Raw genomic sequence first — 17,243 nt, forward strand, 5'->3', positions numbered from 1 at the left:
AAACGCCCTGCCCCCTGAGAAAAAAGGCGGGGTGACGCAACCGGGCGCCGCGTCACACCGACGATGGAAGGGAGGGGCCCTCCCCGATCGTCTCCCCCGCCGGCCCCGAGGACTTTCACCGCATGTCGCTGCGAATCCCGACGGGAGTCTCCACCCCGCGTCCCACGCCCGCGAATGCCGCCGCTCCCACCGCCGCGCCCGCGAACACCGCGGTGCCCGCCGGGGCGGACCTCCCCGCCAATGCGCCCGCATCCAATGTCGTGGCGCCCACGGGGGGCAGCTGGAAGCGCTCCGCCACCAAGGAGGTGGCCATCTCCGACCTCCAGCAGAAGTTCGGCTGGACGGACGAAAGCTGGCAGGGGCGCCTGCTGCACGCGGCGGACGAGGGCGCTGACGGCAGCCGCGCCTCGAACGGCCAGGTGTCCGCGGCGGAGCTGGAGTCGTACCTCTCCGCGCCCACGGACGCGCAGTTCCTCACGTCCACGGCGCTCCAGCAGCAGCGCGCGGCGCTCGACGCGAAGCTTCAGGGCGGCGCGCAGTCCGCGAAGGTGGACAGCTTCGACAGCCCCTGGCAGCAGTCCGTGGCGAAGCGCGCGGACCTCCTGGGCGGCAACGGCGACGGGGAGCTCTCCGCCGATGAGCTGACGGCCTACATCAACGCGTCCAAGGCGAACCAGGCCAAGGGCACGGGCACGGCCGCGAACACGCAGTGGGTGCCGGACCAGCAGATGGCCGCCTTCCAGAGCCGCGTGGCGGAGGTCGCCGGCGAGGTGGATCCGCTCCAGGGCGTGGGCCAAAGCGGCGCGACGCCCGGCCTGAACATGGTGAAGGAGTACTCGCGCACGCTCATGGACACGGACAAGAACGTGCCCACGTTCGTGAGCTACATGCTGTCCGCGGCGGACGTGAAGGAGACGCCCGCGGACGTCAGCCGGCTGGACAGCACCTTCGTGCGCGACCCGGAGCTGAAGCAGGGCGGCGTGGTGGACTCCGACTACAACAACACCGGTTTCGACCGGGGGCACATGAAGCCGGCCGAGGACTCGCCCACGCAGGCGGCGATGAACGAAAGCCACTACATGAGCAACATCGCGCCCCAGCACGGCAACCACAACCAGCAGGTGTGGCGCACGCTGGAGCGCGGCGTCTCCGAGATGATCAAGGAGACCGGCGGCAAGGCCTACATCGTCACGGGCAACCTGTACCTGGACGACAAGGGCAAGCCGCTGCCGCCCGAGTCCCTCCAGACGACGGGCTCGAAGGCCGACCGGCAGATCGCGGTCCCCACGCACAACTTCAAGACGGTCCTGGTGGAGCTGCCCAACGGCAACCTGTCGATGTTCGCGTACATGGTGCCGAACGCGAAGGAGGGCCCGTCCAAGAAGGAGGACATCCTCCCGCTGCTCCAGCAGTCGCGCGTGCCGGTGGACCAGATTGAAGGGCTGCTGGGTCAGGACCTCTACGCGCAGCTGCCCAAGAGCGTGCAGGACAAGCTGGAGAAGGACACCTCCGCCGCGGGCGTCTTCCAGCAGCAGAGCCTCTACGAGTCCGCCACGCTGCTGCGCGCCCCCTGAAGCAGCTGTCGGGGGCCGCACACGCGGTCAGCGCCGCACGCGGTAGCGGAGCCATACGATGCCGGAGTCGCGGCGCTCCACGTGGGTGAGCTCCAGCGCGGCGCCCGCGCCAGTGGAGCCCTGGGGCCGGTCGAACAGGGTCGGGGTGCCGGTCAGGCCGTCGGCGGTGGGGTGCACGAGGAGGCTCACCTCGTCGATGAGGCCCGTGGCGAGGAAGGAGCCATTGATGCCGCCTCCGCCCTCCAGCAGCACGGTCTTGATGCCGAAGGTGTCTCCGAGCTTCTCCAGTACGCGGGCGAAGTCGATGTCCTGCTTGCCGCCGAAGACATAGGAGACGCCGCGCTCGCGCAGGTGGGCGAGGTGCGCGTCGGGGACGGACTCGGTGAGCACGACGACGAGGTGGTCGTCATCGATGGCGCCGGATTCCCAGTTCAGCTTGCCGTGGGCATCCAGGGCGATGGCGTAGGACTCCGCGTCCTTGCGAGCGACGAAGTCCGTGCGGGGCAGGGGCGACGCGGGAGCGGGCTTGGACACCGAGCCTTCGGCGGCGAAGTCCTCCATGGTGATGCGGCCGCACATCCAGGCGTCCGCGTCGAAGGTGTCGGCGGTGCGCTCGTACTCGCCGCGCATCGACGCCGGGTCGGGCCAGTGCTTGACGACGATGCGCCCGTCGATGGACGAGATCATGTGGCAGATGACACGGGGCTTCATCGGGTGGCTCCGGAGCACGGCCCATCTTCAGGCGGCGGAGCGCGGATGGTTCCCGAGGCGCCCCGGCCTGTCGAACCGATTCCGCGCCGGTCCGTTCACAATCGCGCGAGCCGCTACTGCGTCGCGCCAATTCCCACGTAGGAGCAGCCAGCCAGGGCGAACAGCGAGACGGCGGCGAGCAGTCGCGTCATGAGCGCATTCAAACGGATGCGCCGATGGGGGGTCCAGCCACGGAGCCGTTCAGCCGTTGGCTGTCGCCCGGGTGAACTCCATCACCCAGTTGGTCTCCCAGGTCTCTCCGTCGAGGGAGAAGGCCTGTTCCCAACGCGCCCGGTCGTTGCCCAGGCGGGTCCAGTGGAACACGACCTGGACCGGGCAGCCTCCTTCGGTGTCCTCTCCGTAGAAGCGGCCGTGGTCGCCCGTGAAGCCTCCGTGCACGGGGGGCTGGAGCACCGCGTGGCGACTGTCGATCCAGTGGATGGACCAACGGCGCTCCCGCTCGTCGAACAGGCGCAGGGCCATGCCGGAGAAGCCCCGCTCGAAGACGGTCTCCTCGACGTTGGAGAGGCCGCCCAGGTGGGGCTGGCAGCGCATCCTGGACGTGAAGACGTCCCAGTCGTTGCTGCCCGTCAGCCGCTGCTTGAGCTTCCGGTTCACGCACGTCCATTCGCCCATGAGGAAGTCGAAGTCGTGCACGTCGCCCGTGGGCAAGGGAGGGAGGGGCTTCATGGTTCGGATCCTTTCAGCGCAGCTCGGAGCGCGCGGTGGGAGACAGCGTCAGGTGTTCGATGGGTGCGCTCAGCCACGGTTGCAGCGGCTCCGCCCAGCCCTTCGCGGCGGCTCGGCGTCGAAGGTGCTCGGCATCCGGAAACACGGTGAGCCAGGCGAGGACGTGCTCGCCCGTGCGCACGGGCAGGGCAGGGAACGTGTTCTCCGCGGACTCGGTCTGGAACAAGGCTTTCGGCGTGGCGCCCAGCTCCGTGAGCACCGGGCGCACGTGCTGTTCGAAGCAGGCCGTGAGGGCTTCATCGGCGGGGGCTTTCAGGTAGCAGAGCGTCACCTCCACCCGGGAGTCCGGACGCGCGTCCGCGTTTGGCGGGGGGCGGGGCGTGCCCGGATGCTCGAGGCCCGTGTCCGGCCGCACTGGTCGCAGGAGCAGGACGTTGTCGGAGTCCTGCATCGTCGCGTTCGCCGCGCTCCGGTGCTCCTTCCACACCGGGCCGCCGTAGAACGCGCTCAGCGCTTCGCGCCGTGAGGCCATGTCGCGGAAGCCTCGCAGCCAGACGAACCGGTCCGGACGGTCCTCGTCGCGGAACTGACCGATGAGGTGCATGCCGGTGGCTTCCTGCGACTCGATGAAGGCCCGCTCGAAGAGCGAGATGAGGACCTCCCGCTGACCGGGATGGAGCGTGTACTGGCGCAGTTCGAGGACCGAACAGCAGGAGAGATGGGACGGCATGCGGCCATCCTTGCCAGAGAACTGGTAGGGTCATGAAGACCACTTCCGTAACAACAGGCCATACCAGTTGAAGACCTCCACCGGCGTCGCGTCATCGCTCCTCTTGCGGCTCGACTCGCGCAGCCCCACGCCGCTCCATGAGCAGCTCTTCGAGGGTATCCGCGCGCGCATCCTCGCGGGGGCGCTGGCACCCGGCCTGCGGCTTCCCTCCTCCCGTCAGCTCGCGACCGAGCTGGACGTGGCCCGCAGCACCGTCCTCCAGGCGCTGGACGCGCTCACGGCGGAGGGCTACCTCGTGGCCCGGGCGGGCTCCTGCACGCGAGTCGCGCCCGCATTGCCCATCCTCGCTGGAGACCGGATCCGTGAACCCGGGCTCCCTGTCGCCACACGCGCGCCGAGCTCCGATGCGCGAGACCCGCGTTCCCGGCTCGCCGCCACACGCGCGTCTGGCTCCGGGGCGCGGGGGCCTCGGCTTGCTGCGTCCGCACGGGCGTTGAAGGCTTCACCGGTTGGTGCTCCGCGCCTCGGGGCCGCGCCTCGCGCGTTCCGGCCCGGTGTGCCCGCGCTGGACCTGTTCCCCACCGCGCTCTGGGCCCGCACGGTGTCTCGCGTTCATGCTCGCGCGAGCACGGGGCTGCTCGACGGAGGGGACCCTTCGGGCCATGCGCCGCTGCGTGATGCCATCGCCACCCATGTGTCCGTGTCGCGGGGCGTGCGCTGCTCCCCGGCGCAGGTCTTCATCACGGCGGGCACCCAGCAGGCCTTCGATGAAGTGCTCCGGCTCGCGCTGGACCCGGGGGACTCCGTCTGGGTGGAGGACCCTGGCTATCCCGGTGTGCGTCGCGCCGTGCTCTCCGCGGGGGGACGTCCGGTGCCCATCCCCGTGGATGGGGACGGGCTCGACGTGAGCGCGGGGCTGGCTCGTGCGCCTCGGGCACGGGTCGCGCTGGTGGCGCCTTCGCACCAATACCCGCTGGGCGTCACGCTGAGCCTGGCGCGGCGGATGGCACTGCTCCAGTGGGCCGAACGCACCCGCTCGCTGATCATCGAGGACGATTACGACAGCGAGTTCCGTCACCGAGGCCGCCCCCTCACCGCGCTCCAGGGACTCGATGACTCTGGCTGCGTGGTCTACGTGGGCACGTTCAGCAAGTCGATGTTCCCCGGCCTGCGCCTGGGCTTCCTCGTGGTGCCGCCCTCGCTCGTGGAGGTGTTCTCCGCCGCGCGCGCCGCCGCGTCCGCGCCCGCCTCCTCGCTGGAGCAGGCCGCGCTCGCCGCGTTCCTCGCGGAGGGACACTTCGCCCGTCACCTGCGCCGGATGCGCGCGGCCTATCGCGAGCGCGGTGAAGCCCTGCTCGAAGCCCTGCGCGCCGACTGCCCGGGCGTGCTGACGCCCCGGCCCTGCGACACCGGGATGCAGGTCTGCGCGTCGCTGGCCGCCTCCCTGTCCGACCTGCGTGTCCGCGATGAGGCCGCCCGGAAGGGCGTGGAGGTCGCCGCGCTGTCCGGCTACTTCCTCGGCCGCCGCCGCGAGTCCGGCCTCGTCTTCGGCTTCGGCGGCGTGCGCCCGGACGACATGCGCGCCGGGACACGCGCCCTGGCCCGGGCCATCGAAGCCGCGCGCCGCAACGACCTCCGCCCCTCTCCACCCCACCCGAAAGGATCTCCCCGGTGAGGGACGATCCGCCCATGAACAGGATGCTGGGTGCGTTGGCCACCGGGCTGTACGAGGCCCCGGCCACCGTTCAGTCGCCCTGACATCCCTTCCCGAGCGCGAGCCGTCTACGATGGCGCCATGACCTGGCGTTTCCTCCTCCTCCCGCTGGTGCTGCTGTCCGCATGCGGGCAGCGGCGCAGTGACCCCGCGCGCGTGGCGGAGGACCTGATGCGCCCCGCGCCCGTGGGGGCCTTCGCCGCGGGCACGCCTCCGGCCACCACGGAGGACTGCACGGTGCGCACGGCGAAGCAGTGCTTCGACCAGGCGCTCACGCTGCTGGCCACGAACGCGAAAGGCCCCGAGCGGCTGCGCGCGTTGTCACTGATGGGCAAGGCCTGTGACGGGCAGGTGAAGGACGCCTGCTCCTGGCTGTCCCAGCACGTGAAGGAGCCCCGGCGCGTGCGCGGCGGCCCGCCGGAGGACCCGGTGTTCCAGGAGGCCTTCGAGCACTGGCGCGAGGGCCGCAAGCACCACGTGCGCGTGACGTGCCGGCTGGTGCAGGGCGGCGTGCCCCAGCAGTGCGAGGTGCGGGAAGCGACGCTGCCCCCGGACCTGCTGGCGCAGGCGCTCGCCAGCATCCAGGCTTCGCGCTACGTGCTGCCCACCCTCGACGGAGAGCCCTTCGAATGCGACTGGACCATCGTCATCAAGTGACGCGGCTGTGGCCCGTGCTGGCCCTGTCGCTGTTCACCGGCTGCTTCGCCGGCACCGTGCACCGGGGCCCGGTGACGGACCATTTCGACGGGGAGTCGTTCCAGAACATCGGCGACGCGCCGAAGCTGTCCCCGCTCACGTTGATCGCGGCCGTGATGGAGGAGCAGCGCGGCCCCTGGCGCGACTACGCGGACGAGCCCGCCGGTCCGAAGCCTCCGGAGCGCGTAGGCCCGGGCGAGCTGCGCGTGACGTTCATCGGCCACGCCACGGTGTTGCTCCAGGCGGACGGGGTGAACGTGCTAACGGACCCCATCTATTCGGAGCGGGCGAGCCCCCTGTCCTTCGTGGGCCCCAAGCGCGTGCGGCCCCCGGGCATCCGCTTCGAGGACCTGCCGCCCATCGACATCGTGGTGGTGAGCCACAACCACTACGACCACATGGACCTGCCCACGCTGCGGCGGCTGGAGGCCGCGCACCACCCGCTCTTCCTCGTGGGCCTGGGCAACCGCGAGCTGCTCCTGGACGAGGGCTTCCAGCGCGTGGAGGAGCTGGACTGGTGGCAGTCCGCGAAGAGTGGTCCCCCGGGGTTGAAGGTCTGGGCGGTGCCCGCGCAGCACCGCTCGAACCGGGGGCTGACGGACCAGGAGGAGACGCTGTGGGCGGGCTACGTGCTGGAGACGTCCGGTGGCCCGGTGCTCTTCGCGGGTGACACGGGGCTGGGGCCGCACTTCGACCGCATCGCGGAGCGCTTCGGGCCCATGCGCCTGTCGGTGCTGCCCATCGGCGCGTTCCGCCCGCGCGTCCTGCACCCGGTGCACATGGGGCCGGAGGACGCGCTGAAGGCGCACCAGGTGCTGCGCTCGGGCACGTCCGTGGCGATGCACTACGGCACCTTCCCCATGGCGTGGGACGGGCAGGACGAAGCGAAGTACCTGCTCCTGCGGCTCCTCTTGAAGGAGGAGGTGCGGCCGCGCTTCTGGGCGCTCGGCTTCGGCGAGGGCCGGGACGTGGCGCCGCTGGCGCCGGACAATGACGGGCGTGCCGATGCCGGACGCTGAAGGGGCGGTGCCGCCGGAGGTGGAGGCGAAGGAGAAGATGGACCGGGCGCGCGCGTGCATCCGCGCGGGCGCGTGGGAAGAGGCGATTCCGCTCTGTGACGAGGTGTACCGGCGCTTCACGCTGTCGAAGGTGCCGGCGCTCCAGCTCCAGGTGGCGCGGGCGCTGGGGCACCGGGGCGCGGCCATTTCGGAGCAGGGGATGTTCCACGAGGCGCTGGTCCACTTCGACGAGGTGGAGCGCCGCTTCTGGAGTCCGCGCCGGCCGGAGCTCTGGGAGGGCGTCGCGTGGGGGATGCTGTATCGGGCCCGCGTGCTCCTGGAGATGGACCGGGAGGAGATGGGCCGCAACTGGCTGGAGCGGCTGCTGAGCCGCTTCAAGGCGTTCGCGCAGCGGCCCGACCTGCGCGTCCCGGTGGAGATGGCGCGGACGGTGTTGCTCGCCGCCCATAACCAGGGGCAGCGTTTCGAGGAGGCGCTGAGCCAGTCCGAGGCGCTCCTGAAGGAGTACGACGGAAACACCGAGCCGTTCCTGGTGGAGCAGACGGCGGTGGCCCTGGTGCAGCGGGCGCTCGCGCTCCAGGGGTTGGGGCACACGGACGAGGCGCTGGAGGCGTTCGACGAGGTGGACGTGCGCTACTGCGAGGACACGGACCCGAGGATGCGCGCCCTGGTCTCCACCGCGCTCATGGGACGGGCCCTCGTGTTGCTCCAGGAGGAGTTCCTCCCTGAGGCGCTGGGCGCGCTCGACGCCATCCTCGAACACGCGGGCCCCAACCCGGGACGGCGTCTGCTGGAGCCCGTGAACTTCGCGAAGTTCCACCGCGAGGTCGTCGAGCGCGAGCTGCAAGTCGAGCGCGAGCGGGCCGCGCGCAGGCGGAAGCCGCGTTAGCCCGGAGACGGCAGCGACTTCCAGAGCCAGCCCAGCCGCAGGTCCCGCTCCTCGAAGGGTGGGGCGCGGATGAGGTCATCGTCCTCGCTGTAGACGCCGACCTCCACCCAGAGACCATCCCGCAACTCGCTCACGGTGAGCGTGCGCGCGTCCAGGTCCACGAACCACAGGTGCTTGATGCCGATGCGTGCGTAGAACGGCCGCTTGATGCGCGTGTCGTAGGCGCGCGTGGACGGCGAAAGGATTTCGCACGCCCAGTCGGGAACGTCCGTCCACTGCCCCTTGGGAATGGCGGGCACCCGGTCACACCGCCAGCCCGCCAGGTCCGGGATGAACTCCGGAGAGCCGCCCACCCGGATGCCGGGCTCGGTCATGATCCACCAGCCACCTGGCTGCTCACCGCTCAACTGGAGTGCATCATCCAGCTCACGGTGAAGCCTGTACTCGAAGTGGCCATGCGCGGCGCGCGGCCGTGCATGCGTATAAAGCGTCCCATCGATGATCTCGCCCACCACGCCCTCGGGCAGGGCCTCGATGTCAGCGAAGGTCGCCGGACCTTCGAGTGGTTTCGCGCCATAGGCCATGCCCGAAGTGTGGGGTTAGCAGCACGGTCTGACAAGCAGGCGCCGGGACCGTCAGTCCGGCTGCGCGATGATCAACGTCTGCAAGGGCAGATGCCGGATGGGCCGCGTGCTCTGGACCTTGAAACCCGCGTCATCCAGGAAGCCCTCGACCTCCGCGGGCGTGTACGACGCCGCGCCGGACGTGAGGAAGTAGTGCAACCCGATGAGCGGCGCGGACGTGCTCTCGGTCTCCCGCTCCTCGCGCAGGTACTCCAGCACCGCCAGCGTGCCCCGGGACACCATGGCCCCGCGCACGCGCCTGAGGAGCGCCACGTTCTGCGCGGGCGTCAGGTGGTGCATCACCTGGAACAGCAGCACGCCGTCATACGGCCCGCCCAGCTCCGCGTGCAGCACGTCCCCTTCCTTGTGCGTCACCCGGTGCGACATCCCCGCCTGGGCGATGATGTCCCGCCCCACGCGCACGCTGCCTTCCAGGTCCACCACCGTGGCCTTCAGCCCCCGGTGCATCCGGCACAGCTCCGCCGCGTACCAGCCATGCGCGCCGCCCAGGTCCAGCAGGTGCCTGGCGCCCCGGGGCAGGGGAATGGCCGCCGCCACCTCCGGCGAGGCCAGCCGCGCCAGCTGGTACATGGCCTGGATGTAGTCGCGCCAGCGCGGGTCGTCCGGAGCGAACTGGTGGATGTCCACCGACTGCCCGCTCTTCACCGCGTTCTCCAACTGCCCCCACCAGTCCCACTGCGCGTAGTTGAACTCCAGGAACGCCGTGATGGCCTGCGGCGAGCGCGGGTCCAACCACCGCCGCGCCCGGGGCGCCAGCCGGAAGCGGCCCCGGCTCAGCTCCACCACCTCGCAGGCGATGAGCGCTTCCAGGAGCGCCCGCATCCCTTCGGTGCTCGTCTTGAGCCGCGCCGCCAGCGCCTCCGCCGTCGCCGCGCCGTCCGCCAGCGCCGCGTAGACGCCCAGCCGGGCCCCGGCCATCAGCGTCCGCGACGCCATCATCCCGAAGAAGGCGTGCGCCAGGGGCTGCGGCGCCAGGTTGAGGAAGTCCGCCACCCGCTCCAGGAGGTTGCTTGCCTTCAGGCCCAGCCGCATCGCGCGTCGCTCCTTGGAGTGGGGGGAGTGGGCCTGCCGGTTACCGGCGGCGCCGCGAGCCTGCCACGGCGGCCACGCCCAGCACCATCAACGCGGCCTGGGGACCCAACAGACAGCCCTGCGTCTCCGCCTGGCGGATGCCGGTGTACTTGCACTTGCCCGCGTTGCAGCTGAAGCGCGGCGCGCAGTCGCTGGTGCTGCGGCAGTCCGTGGGCACGCGGCCGGTGTTGTCGTCCCCTTCCGGGGAGTTCGGATCGTCCGGCTGGCCCGCGTCCTGCTGGCCCTCCTGGGCCAGGACCGTCAGGGGGGAGAACAGCAGCAGCCCGGCCAGGAGCCCTGCCGGGGGGATGCGCGAGAAGAGGGAGGGCATGAGGCGGGCGACACCCTAACGCTCCAGCGGGGCGCTTGCATCCATCCTCTGAAGCGGGCGGCCTTCCGGGGTTCCCTGGAAACGCTGGCCGCCCTGGCGCCCGAATCTGCTACGGTCCCCCCGCGATGGCGCCTCGAATCCTCGTCGTGGACGACAACCAGGAGCTCCTCTCCCTCCTCACGCAGTTGTTCGAGGACGCCGGGTACGAGGTGGTGGGCGCCAGCCGTGGCAAGCAGGCCATCGAGGCCGCCCGCGCCCAGCCCCCCGGCTGTGCTGTCTTGGACATCCTGCTGCCGGACATGATGGGCTACCACCTGGCGGACACGCTGCGGAAGGACAACCCCCAGCTGCCGCTGCTCTTCATCACCGGCGTCTTCAAGGGCGGCAAGCACGCCACCGAGGCGCGCCAGAAGTACCAGGCCGCCGGCTATTTCGAGAAACCCTTCGAGGCCCAGAAGCTGCTGGAGGCCGTGGCCAAGGTCCTGCCCGCGGAGAAGAAGGTCCCCGCCGCCTCCATGCAGGACGCCTTCGAGGTGGAGCTGGACATCGACGTGGAGGAGGAGGGCCCGCAGGACGCCATGGAGCTGACCGGCCGCATCAAGGTCACCGGCGGCGGCAACCTCACGGCGGAAATCCGCGGCGCCGACCTCACCGCCACGCCCATGCAGAAGGTGTCCACCACCCAGGTGCGGCCCCCCACGCCGGGCCGCCCGCCGGATCCGCTGCCGGTGGGCGCGGGCGCGCCGGGCAGCCGCCGGGGCGAGCTGCGGGACAACCTGCCCTCGCTGCTCACCGCCTTCTACCTGTCGCGCGAGACGGGCGAATTGGGCGTTCAGCGCGGCAAGGTGAAGAAGGTCGTCTACTTCGAGAACGGCACCCCGGTGTTCGCGCTCTCCAACCTGCTGGCGGACCGCTTCGGGCAGTTCCTGGTGCGCGTGGGGAAGATCAAGCCCGAGCAGCTCCAGGACGCGTCCGCCGTCGCCGCGCAGAGCCACCGGCGCACCGGCGACGTGCTGGTGGAGCGCGCCCTGCTCAAGGACACGGAGCGGCTGTACTACGTGGGCCAGCAGGTGAAGGCCATCATCTACTCGCTCTTCTCCTGGGAGGAGGGCACGTACGTGATGAGCTTCAAGGAGAAGGCCTCCTCGGAGTCCATCAAGCTGGACGTGCACCCGGCGAACCTCATCGTCCGGGGCATCAAGAAGCTCTACAAGCCGGAGCGCCTGCGCCGCCTGCTCCAGCCCGAGGACCGGCTCATCCCCGCCGTCGCTCCCGCCTACGGCCTCAATGAGGTGGATCTGGAGCGCTGGGAGGCGGAGCTGCTGCCCAAGATCGACGGCAACCGCGTGGTGGGGGAGCTGCTCGCGTTAGCCAACCGCCCGGACCACGTCGTCTACGGCTTCCTGGTGTCGATGATGGCGCTGGGCATCCTGGACAAGCGCTCCTGAGCACCTGGGGGCCGCGCGGCCCTCGCTCGCCTAGACGAGCCGCGAGCCGATCCAGAACAGGCCCAGCGCGCCGGAGCCCAGCGCCACGCCGCGCTGGATCCACAGGCTGATGCGCGCGTTGGCGCGCGACAGGCCTTCGGCGAACAGCAGGCCCACGGCGCCCATGCCGATGAGGATGCCCAGCGCGAAGCCGGGCAGGTACGTCCACGCGGACAGGCTCATGCTGCCGCCCACCAAGAGCGGGGGCAGCGCGATGAGCAGCGACCGCACGCCGCTGACGGCCATGAAGGCGCCCGCGGCGGTGCTCACGGTGTGCACGTGCTCGTGCGGCTCGCGGTCGTGGCCGGGCAGGTGCGGGTGGCCGTGGTCCAGGCTGTGCGGGAAGAGCAGGGCGGTGACGGCCAGCGCCACCAGCACCGCGCCGCCGAACACCTCCGCCCACCGCTCGAAGGTCTCCGACAGGCCCACGCCCGCGAAGAGGCACACCGCCGCGATGCCGCCCAGCATGGCCGCGTGGCCCAGGGCGAAGCGCAGCGCCGTCATGAGGGCGACGCGGCGCCGGCCGCCACCCAGGGTGCCGAGCGTGGCCATGGCGGCGCAGTGGTCCGGCCCCAGGGCATGGAGCATGCCTTGGGTCAGGCCGAGCAGGAAGGCGAGCAGGATGGGAGCCACGACGGCGCACCCTAGCCGTGGTTTAACCCTGTGGCCAGCAGGAGGACGTCCCACACCATGCGCATTGCCCATCCCCGAACTTCCGCCGCGCTGCTGCTCGCGGGGCTGCTCGCGCTCTCAGGCTGCTCCACGGACCCCGGTCCGGAGCAGATGAAGAAGGCCGAAGAGCGCTACCAGGAGCTGATCAACCAGCAGCTCCCCGCCCAGGACCCGGCGTGGGCCGAGGTCGCCGCCCAGTTCGAGGCCGTCCCCAAGGACTCCAAGGTCCGCCCGGAGGCCGACAAGCGCCTGGCCGCGCTGAAGGCCGCCCAGGAGAAGGTTCCGCCGCGCCCCCTGGCCCGGCCCGGTGCGACGGGCAAGGGCGCCAGCGACGTGGAGGCCAAGCGCGCCGCGTGCGAATCGCTCGCGAAGAAGATGGGCGAGGCCCACACGGACGCGACGCGCAACATGCTGCGCAAGGTGCTGGAGAACTGCCAGGCGGATCTGGTCAAGCTGGAGGCCCACGACCACCCGCCGGGCGAAGAGGTCCATCCGGCGGGCGAGGGCGCGCGCTGACGTCCCTGACGCGCGCGTGGAGTTGAGAAGCCCTCGGGGTCTGGGTATGGAGCCGACCCATGCCCATGCCCCAAGCAGGTGACAAGGCCCCCGGCTTCTCGCTCCCCGACCAGAGCGGCGCCACCGTCTCCCTCTCGCAGTTCAAGGGGCGGCACGTCGTCCTCTACTTCTATCCGAAGGACGCGACCCCCGGCTGCACCACGGAGGCGTGTGACTTCCGTGACGAGCACTCCGCGCTGGTGAAGGCCGGCGCGGTGGTGCTGGGCGTGTCGCCGGACAGCGTCGCGTCCCACCAGAAGTTCGCCACGAAACAGGGGCTGCCGTTCTCGCTCCTGGCGGACCCGGACCACGCGCTGGCGGACGCGTACGGCGTGTGGGGGGAGAAGTCCCTCTATGGCCGCAAGTTCATGGGCCTCATCCGCGCGACCTTCCTCATCGGCCCGGACGCGAAGGTCGTCCGCGTGTGGCCCAAGGTGAAGGTCGCCGGGCACGTCGCGGAGGTCCTGGCCACGCTCCAGGGCGGAGCGTCCTCCGCCGCGGCTCCGGCCCCCCAGAAAGCTCCGGCGAAGGCTCCGGCGAAGAAGGCCTCCGCGGCCGAGGCGAAGCCCGCGACTGTCAAGAAACCGGCGGCGAAGAAGGCCCCGGCGGCGAAGGGCGCGGCCCGCAAGGGGGCCCGCGCCTGAAGTGGGGTGGGCGCCGGTGCACTCCTGGCGGGACAGGGAGGCTGGGACCGTGTATGCCTGCGCCCGTGGCTGGCTCCTCTCTTTCCGAGCGGGGCTGGCCGTTCACGATGAAGCCCTGTCGGCCCTTGGGCCGGACAGCGGGCGGCCGGCAGGGCCTGCCCTCGGGTGGATGCCCGGTGGTGGGTGAGGACGGCATGACCATTCCTCGGGGATGGCGGAGACGATGAACATGCGCGAGCGAGGCATTCAGCGGTGGATGGGAGCGGCGGCGCTGGCGGCGGGCGTGCTCTTGGGCACGGCCTGTGGCGGGCTGCCGGAGACGGGCGGCAAGCAGCCGGATGAGTCGCGGGGCAATGCCTTCGCGCAGCGTGGGACGCAGCCGGAGGCCGTCTACAACGTGGCCGAGCAGCAGGGGCACGAGAACCCCGCGGACGCGCACCACGGCGACGCGGCCGCGAAGCTGCCCGCCCACGTGCTGACGGTGGACCGGGGCTACAACTCCACCATCGAGAAGATCGGCTCCAGCATCGACCCCCGCACGCCGGCCAAGGCGGGCAAGTCCAACAACTCCAAGTGGGACGACGCGGGCGGCATGATGGCGCACCGCTACGGCGTGCTCGGCGGGGCGGCCTACTCGCCCGCGGCCCAGGGGCTGGGCGGCTGGAACGTCTCCACCGCGAACGAGGGCACGCGCGGCTTCGAGGCGCCCTACACCTACGTCAGCCCGCCCGTCTACATGCAGAACCGGTAGCTGGACTGAAGTTCCAGGGATGCCCGCCGGCCAGCATGCCAGCGGGCGTCCGTGCTCCGGCCCCGCCACTCCCGGTGGGGCACCGGGGTGGCCACTCCTTCTGTCGAGGCCATGACGGCTTCTGGAGGGAGCAGGCCATGCACTCAAAGAGACTTCATCACTGGACGCTGGTGGCGGTGTGCGCCGCGACGGCCGCGCTGGTCGGCCCTGGCTGCAACCGCGACAAGCCCACGATGCCGCGTGCGGGGAGCAGCTACCAGGGCGTCGCCAACACGCAGCAGCCCGCGCCGCCGGGAACGGGGGGCTCGGGCACCACCACGCCCACGGACGCGAAGGGGTCACCGCTGAAGCCGCAGCCCGCCGGGGCCCAGGGCCTGCAGAACCAGATTGGCGCGCCCGGCTTTACCACGCCCCAGGAGCCGGTGCCCGGAGACCGTGGCGGGGCCCTCCGCTTCCAGGGCCCCATGGGCCAGGGCTCCGACCTGGGCTCCAGGCACGCCACCCACTGACGCGACGCGTGGGTGCCTTGATTTGAAGAGATGTCTTTGATTGCCGCCCTGAAATCATGAGGCGGAATCCACCCGGGCCTTGCCGCGTGACGCGCTCGTCACGCGTCGGTCACGGCTGATATGCCATTGCCCCAGCCGCGCCGGTCTTCCGGGCGGTCAGAGGGGATTTCCATGCGAGGAATGAAGCGGGAGGCGCTGGTCCTGGTGCTGGGACTGGCGTGGGCCGTCATGGCCTGTGGCGGGCAGGTCCCGGACACCGGGAGCGCCCGGCTGGTGGCCGTGGTCCAGTCCGCGAGCGCGGCCAGCGTCACCCAGGTCACCGTGGCGGTGTCGGGCCCGGGGATGGCGCCCATGTCGGGGGCGCTCGTCAAGGACGGGAGTGGCTGGAGCGGCACGCTGTCCTTCATTCCGGTGGGCACCGGCCGGGAGTTCGTCGCGAAGGCCTTCGACGCCGCCGGCGTGCTCCGCTTCGAGGGACGGGCGTCCGGCGTCACCATCGGGGCGGAGCAGACGACGGTGATGCTCACCCTGCAGGACCTGGAGACGCCACCGCCCTTCGACAATGACGCCCCCGTCATCCAGTCGGTCACGGTGTCGTCCAGCGCCGTCGCGCCCGGAGGGCGCATCACGTTGACGGCCGTGGCGAAGGACCCCAATGAGGGGGACACGCTGACGTATGCGTGGACCGCCGCGTCGGGGACCTTCAGCGCCGCGGCCAGCGCCACGACGAACTGGACCGCGCCTTCGACGGAGGGGCCCGTGGTCCTCACGTTGACGGTACGCGACGCCCAGGGCGCGGAGGCCAGGCTGAGCGTCACGCTGACGGTGACGACCCCGACCGGACAGGCGCTCGTGCAGGCCTCCTTCAACCTGTGGCCGCGGGTGACGCGTGTCACCGCGTCGGAGACGGCGGTGGAGGTGGGCGGCACGACGGTGGCCACGGCCCTGGCCGCGGACGCGGATGGGGACGGGCTTTCGTACCTGTGGACCGCCGGCTGCGAGGGTACCTGGACGGACGCGACGCAGGCCTCCGCGTCCTTCACGCCAGGCGCCCTTCCGCCCGCCGCGGAGGACTGCAACCGCTGCCCCCTGACGGTGACGGTGCGGGACGGGCGGGGCGGCGTGGGGACGGGGACGCTGCGCATCTGCGTGGGGACTCGGGACAGCCTGCGCTTCCACCCGGAGATTGTCGGCACTTCGCCCGCCACGGCCACGGTGGTGGCCAGCGCCCGGATGACCTTCGGGGTGACGGCTCGGGACGCCCAGGACCGCGCGCTCACCTTCCACTGGACCGCCGGTGGCGGCACCTTCGAGCCGCCCGTGTCGGGCGCCACGTCGAGCGAGGTCGTGTGGCTGCCGCCGGCATGCATCGCCCCGGGCGCGCAGTCCACCGTCACCGCCACCGTGGAGAACGCCCTGGGCCTGTCCACGGAGAAGACCTTCACGGTGACGGGGCTGCCGGCCTGTGCGTATTCCGGCTGGAGCGCCGCGGGCACCCTGAACTCCGCGCGTTCGTACGTCAGCGCGGCGCTGCTGCCTTCCGGGCAGGTGCTGGCGGCCGGTGGGTACACCGTGGGCGAGGGGGACATGGCCGCCAAGCCCCTCGCGGACCTGTACAACCCGGCGACGCGCGCATGGACGCCGACGGGGCCGATGGTCGCGGCGCGGCGTGAGCACACGCTGACGACGCTGCCGTCGGGAAAGGTGCTGGCGGTGGGGGGCACCAACAAACTCAGCAGCGTGCCCCTGGCCACGGCGGAGCTCTATGACCCGGCGACGGGGACGTGGGCCTCGACGGGCAGCATGGCGCTGGGCCGTTTCGGCCATGGCGTGGTGCTGCTGCCCTCCGGGGAGGTCCTGGTGGTGGGGGGCGTGGTGGGCGCCTCCAATGGCGGAAGCCCGACGGCCACGGCGGAGCTCTACAACCCGGCGACCGGGACGTGGCGCTCCGCGGGGAACATGTCCGTGAGCCGGCGCCTGCACGCCGTCGCCTTGCTGGCGTCCGGGCAGGTGCTGGTGTCGGGAGGCGTCTCGGGGGCGGCCCTCCCGTTGGGGCCTTCGGAGCTCTACGACCCCTCGACGGGGAAGTGGACGGTGACGGGGAGCATGGTCCAGCCCCGGTCGATGCACTCCCTGACGGTGCTCGCGTCCGGGCAGGTGCTGGCGGCGGGAGGTCAGAACAAGACGCAGCTTGTCGGCGAGGCGGAGCTGTACGACCCGGCGACCCAGTCCTGGAGCGTGGTGGGGAAGATGGTGCGGGGCCGCACCCATGCCGTGACGGCGTTGCTGCCGTCGGGCCGGGTGCTCGTCACGGGCGGGAGTTCTGTCTTCAGCTCGACCACGGCGACGGCGACGTCCGAGGTGTTCGATCCCACCTCGGGGTTGTGGACCGCGACGTCGAGCCTGGGGCGGGCCCGCATCGAGCCCGGGGCCGTGCAGCTGCCGTCCGGGCAGGTGCTGGTGGTGGGGGGCTTCGCCGGCTACTCGCTCTCCGCGGCGGAGCTGTACACCGAGTAG

18 protein-coding genes are annotated in these 17,243 nt (G+C 71.2%); 11 read left to right on the plus strand and 7 right to left on the minus strand.

The genetic code is table 11. The features are described from left to right. The first annotated feature begins 122 nt into the window (after positions 1 to 122). Complete coding sequence (locus tag JYJ93_RS07635; RefSeq protein ID WP_242543718.1) at positions 123 to 1,574, plus strand: DNA/RNA non-specific endonuclease; 1,452 nt, start codon at positions 123 to 125, stop codon at positions 1,572 to 1,574. Positions 1,575 to 1,601: 27 nt separating this feature from the next. Here the strand turns inward: JYJ93_RS07635 and JYJ93_RS07640 are convergent, their stop codons facing one another. From JYJ93_RS07640 to JYJ93_RS07650, 3 genes are all read right to left on the minus strand, one after another. After that, a complete protein-coding gene (locus JYJ93_RS07640; RefSeq protein WP_206787600.1) occupies positions 1,602 to 2,285 on the minus strand; it encodes a RibD family protein in 684 nt (227 codons plus the stop codon). Positions 2,286 to 2,525: 240 nt separating this feature from the next. Beyond that, positions 2,526 to 3,014 (minus strand): hypothetical protein, encoded by a 489-nt coding sequence (locus JYJ93_RS07645; protein ID WP_206787601.1) that lies wholly within the window; start codon positions 3,012 to 3,014, stop codon positions 2,526 to 2,528. Positions 3,015 to 3,027: 13 nt separating this feature from the next. Beyond that, positions 3,028 to 3,744 (minus strand): NIPSNAP family protein, encoded by a 717-nt coding sequence (locus tag JYJ93_RS07650; RefSeq protein ID WP_206787602.1) that lies wholly within the window; start codon positions 3,742 to 3,744, stop codon positions 3,028 to 3,030. A gap of 67 nt (positions 3,745 to 3,811) precedes the next feature. Between JYJ93_RS07650 and JYJ93_RS07655 the strand changes: the two genes are divergently transcribed. The 4 genes from JYJ93_RS07655 to JYJ93_RS07670 all read left to right on the plus strand — a co-directional run bounded on the left by JYJ93_RS07655 (position 3,812) and on the right by JYJ93_RS07670 (position 8,062). Beyond that, positions 3,812 to 5,419: a PLP-dependent aminotransferase family protein gene (locus JYJ93_RS07655; RefSeq protein WP_206787603.1), complete on the plus strand. Its 1,608-nt coding sequence runs from the start codon at positions 3,812 to 3,814 to the stop codon at positions 5,417 to 5,419. A 120-nt stretch (positions 5,420 to 5,539) separates the two neighbouring features. After that, a complete protein-coding gene (locus tag JYJ93_RS07660; protein ID WP_206787604.1) occupies positions 5,540 to 6,115 on the plus strand; it encodes a hypothetical protein in 576 nt (191 codons plus the stop codon). After that, entirely contained in the window at positions 6,088 to 7,173 is a 1,086-nt protein-coding gene (locus tag JYJ93_RS07665) for an MBL fold metallo-hydrolase (RefSeq protein ID WP_206787605.1), read from the plus strand. The genes JYJ93_RS07660 and JYJ93_RS07665 overlap by 28 nt, the downstream gene beginning before the upstream one ends. Then, positions 7,145 to 8,062 (plus strand): hypothetical protein, encoded by a 918-nt coding sequence (locus JYJ93_RS07670; RefSeq protein ID WP_206787606.1) that lies wholly within the window; start codon positions 7,145 to 7,147, stop codon positions 8,060 to 8,062. The genes JYJ93_RS07665 and JYJ93_RS07670 overlap by 29 nt, the downstream gene beginning before the upstream one ends. Here JYJ93_RS07670 and JYJ93_RS07675 read toward each other — a convergent pair. Genes JYJ93_RS07675 through JYJ93_RS07685 form a run of 3 tightly spaced genes read right to left on the minus strand, consistent with a single transcriptional unit; the run spans position 8,059 to position 10,108 of the window. Continuing rightward, positions 8,059 to 8,646 (minus strand): Uma2 family endonuclease, encoded by a 588-nt coding sequence (locus JYJ93_RS07675; RefSeq protein ID WP_206787607.1) that lies wholly within the window; start codon positions 8,644 to 8,646, stop codon positions 8,059 to 8,061. The genes JYJ93_RS07670 and JYJ93_RS07675 overlap by 4 nt on opposite strands. 51 nt (positions 8,647 to 8,697) lie before the next feature. Then, positions 8,698 to 9,738, minus strand: a complete 1,041-nt coding sequence (locus JYJ93_RS07680) for a class I SAM-dependent methyltransferase (protein WP_206787608.1) — start codon at positions 9,736 to 9,738, stop codon at positions 8,698 to 8,700. 40 nt (positions 9,739 to 9,778) lie between these two features. Further along, positions 9,779 to 10,108 (minus strand): MXAN_6627.5 family MYXO-CTERM protein, encoded by a 330-nt coding sequence (locus tag JYJ93_RS07685; RefSeq protein ID WP_206787609.1) that lies wholly within the window; start codon positions 10,106 to 10,108, stop codon positions 9,779 to 9,781. Between the two features lie 125 nt (positions 10,109 to 10,233). Here JYJ93_RS07685 and JYJ93_RS07690 point away from each other — a divergent pair, with 125 nt between their 5' ends. Beyond that, on the plus strand, positions 10,234 to 11,556 hold the full coding sequence (locus JYJ93_RS07690; RefSeq protein ID WP_206787610.1) for a response regulator: 1,323 nt from the start codon (positions 10,234 to 10,236) through the stop codon (positions 11,554 to 11,556). 30 nt (positions 11,557 to 11,586) lie between these two features. Here the strand turns inward: JYJ93_RS07690 and JYJ93_RS07695 are convergent, their stop codons facing one another. Beyond that, positions 11,587 to 12,228, minus strand: coding sequence for a hypothetical protein (locus JYJ93_RS07695; protein ID WP_120549386.1), 642 nt, complete (start codon positions 12,226 to 12,228; stop codon positions 11,587 to 11,589). Positions 12,229 to 12,285: 57 nt separating this feature from the next. On the opposite strand from JYJ93_RS07695, the gene JYJ93_RS07700 reads away from it, so the two are divergent. The 5 genes from JYJ93_RS07700 to JYJ93_RS07720 all read left to right on the plus strand — a co-directional run bounded on the left by JYJ93_RS07700 (position 12,286) and on the right by JYJ93_RS07720 (position 17,243). Next, positions 12,286 to 12,783 (plus strand): hypothetical protein, encoded by a 498-nt coding sequence (locus JYJ93_RS07700; RefSeq protein ID WP_206787611.1) that lies wholly within the window; start codon positions 12,286 to 12,288, stop codon positions 12,781 to 12,783. A gap of 59 nt (positions 12,784 to 12,842) precedes the next feature. Further along, positions 12,843 to 13,466, plus strand: coding sequence for a thioredoxin-dependent thiol peroxidase (gene bcp, locus JYJ93_RS07705; protein ID WP_206787612.1), 624 nt, complete (start codon positions 12,843 to 12,845; stop codon positions 13,464 to 13,466). Positions 13,467 to 13,695: 229 nt separating this feature from the next. Next, positions 13,696 to 14,217: a hypothetical protein gene (locus JYJ93_RS07710; protein ID WP_206787614.1), complete on the plus strand. Its 522-nt coding sequence runs from the start codon at positions 13,696 to 13,698 to the stop codon at positions 14,215 to 14,217. A gap of 137 nt (positions 14,218 to 14,354) precedes the next feature. Next, the gene (locus JYJ93_RS07715) at positions 14,355 to 14,726 is read left to right on the plus strand and encodes a hypothetical protein (protein ID WP_206787615.1); all 372 of its coding nucleotides are present in this window, start codon (positions 14,355 to 14,357) and stop codon (positions 14,724 to 14,726) included. Between the two features lie 171 nt (positions 14,727 to 14,897). Continuing rightward, a complete protein-coding gene (locus JYJ93_RS07720) occupies positions 14,898 to 17,243 on the plus strand; it encodes a kelch motif-containing protein (protein ID WP_206787616.1) in 2,346 nt (781 codons plus the stop codon).

It is taken from the genome of Corallococcus sp. NCSPR001, from assembly GCF_017309135.1.
GTDB lineage: Bacteria > Myxococcota > Myxococcia > Myxococcales > Myxococcaceae > Corallococcus.

What these genes read in the sequence shown, in the direction of transcription:
- JYJ93_RS07675 (WP_206787607.1), bottom strand. Translation starts at nt 8,646, where the DNA reads ATGGCCTATGGCGCGAAACCACTCGAAGGTCCGGCGACCTTCGCTGAC.
- JYJ93_RS07635 (WP_242543718.1), top strand. Translation starts at nt 123, where the DNA reads ATGTCGCTGCGAATCCCGACGGGAGTCTCCACCCCGCGTCCCACGCCC.
- JYJ93_RS07710 (WP_206787614.1), top strand. Translation starts at nt 13,696, where the DNA reads ATGCGCGAGCGAGGCATTCAGCGGTGGATGGGAGCGGCGGCGCTGGCG.
- JYJ93_RS07645 (WP_206787601.1), bottom strand. Translation starts at nt 3,014, where the DNA reads ATGAAGCCCCTCCCTCCCTTGCCCACGGGCGACGTGCACGACTTCGAC.
- JYJ93_RS07685 (WP_206787609.1), bottom strand. Translation starts at nt 10,108, where the DNA reads ATGCCCTCCCTCTTCTCGCGCATCCCCCCGGCAGGGCTCCTGGCCGGG.
- JYJ93_RS07660 (WP_206787604.1), top strand. Translation starts at nt 5,540, where the DNA reads ATGACCTGGCGTTTCCTCCTCCTCCCGCTGGTGCTGCTGTCCGCATGC.
- JYJ93_RS07650 (WP_206787602.1), bottom strand. Translation starts at nt 3,744, where the DNA reads ATGCCGTCCCATCTCTCCTGCTGTTCGGTCCTCGAACTGCGCCAGTAC.
- JYJ93_RS07680 (WP_206787608.1), bottom strand. Translation starts at nt 9,738, where the DNA reads ATGCGGCTGGGCCTGAAGGCAAGCAACCTCCTGGAGCGGGTGGCGGAC.
- bcp (WP_206787612.1), top strand. Translation starts at nt 12,843, where the DNA reads ATGCCCATGCCCCAAGCAGGTGACAAGGCCCCCGGCTTCTCGCTCCCC.
- JYJ93_RS07690 (WP_206787610.1), top strand. Translation starts at nt 10,234, where the DNA reads ATGGCGCCTCGAATCCTCGTCGTGGACGACAACCAGGAGCTCCTCTCC.
- JYJ93_RS07715 (WP_206787615.1), top strand. Translation starts at nt 14,355, where the DNA reads ATGCACTCAAAGAGACTTCATCACTGGACGCTGGTGGCGGTGTGCGCC.
- JYJ93_RS07670 (WP_206787606.1), top strand. Translation starts at nt 7,145, where the DNA reads ATGACGGGCGTGCCGATGCCGGACGCTGAAGGGGCGGTGCCGCCGGAG.
- JYJ93_RS07700 (WP_206787611.1), top strand. Translation starts at nt 12,286, where the DNA reads ATGCGCATTGCCCATCCCCGAACTTCCGCCGCGCTGCTGCTCGCGGGG.
- JYJ93_RS07640 (WP_206787600.1), bottom strand. Translation starts at nt 2,285, where the DNA reads ATGAAGCCCCGTGTCATCTGCCACATGATCTCGTCCATCGACGGGCGC.
- JYJ93_RS07665 (WP_206787605.1), top strand. Translation starts at nt 6,088, where the DNA reads ATGCGACTGGACCATCGTCATCAAGTGACGCGGCTGTGGCCCGTGCTG.
- JYJ93_RS07720 (WP_206787616.1), top strand. Translation starts at nt 14,898, where the DNA reads ATGCGAGGAATGAAGCGGGAGGCGCTGGTCCTGGTGCTGGGACTGGCG.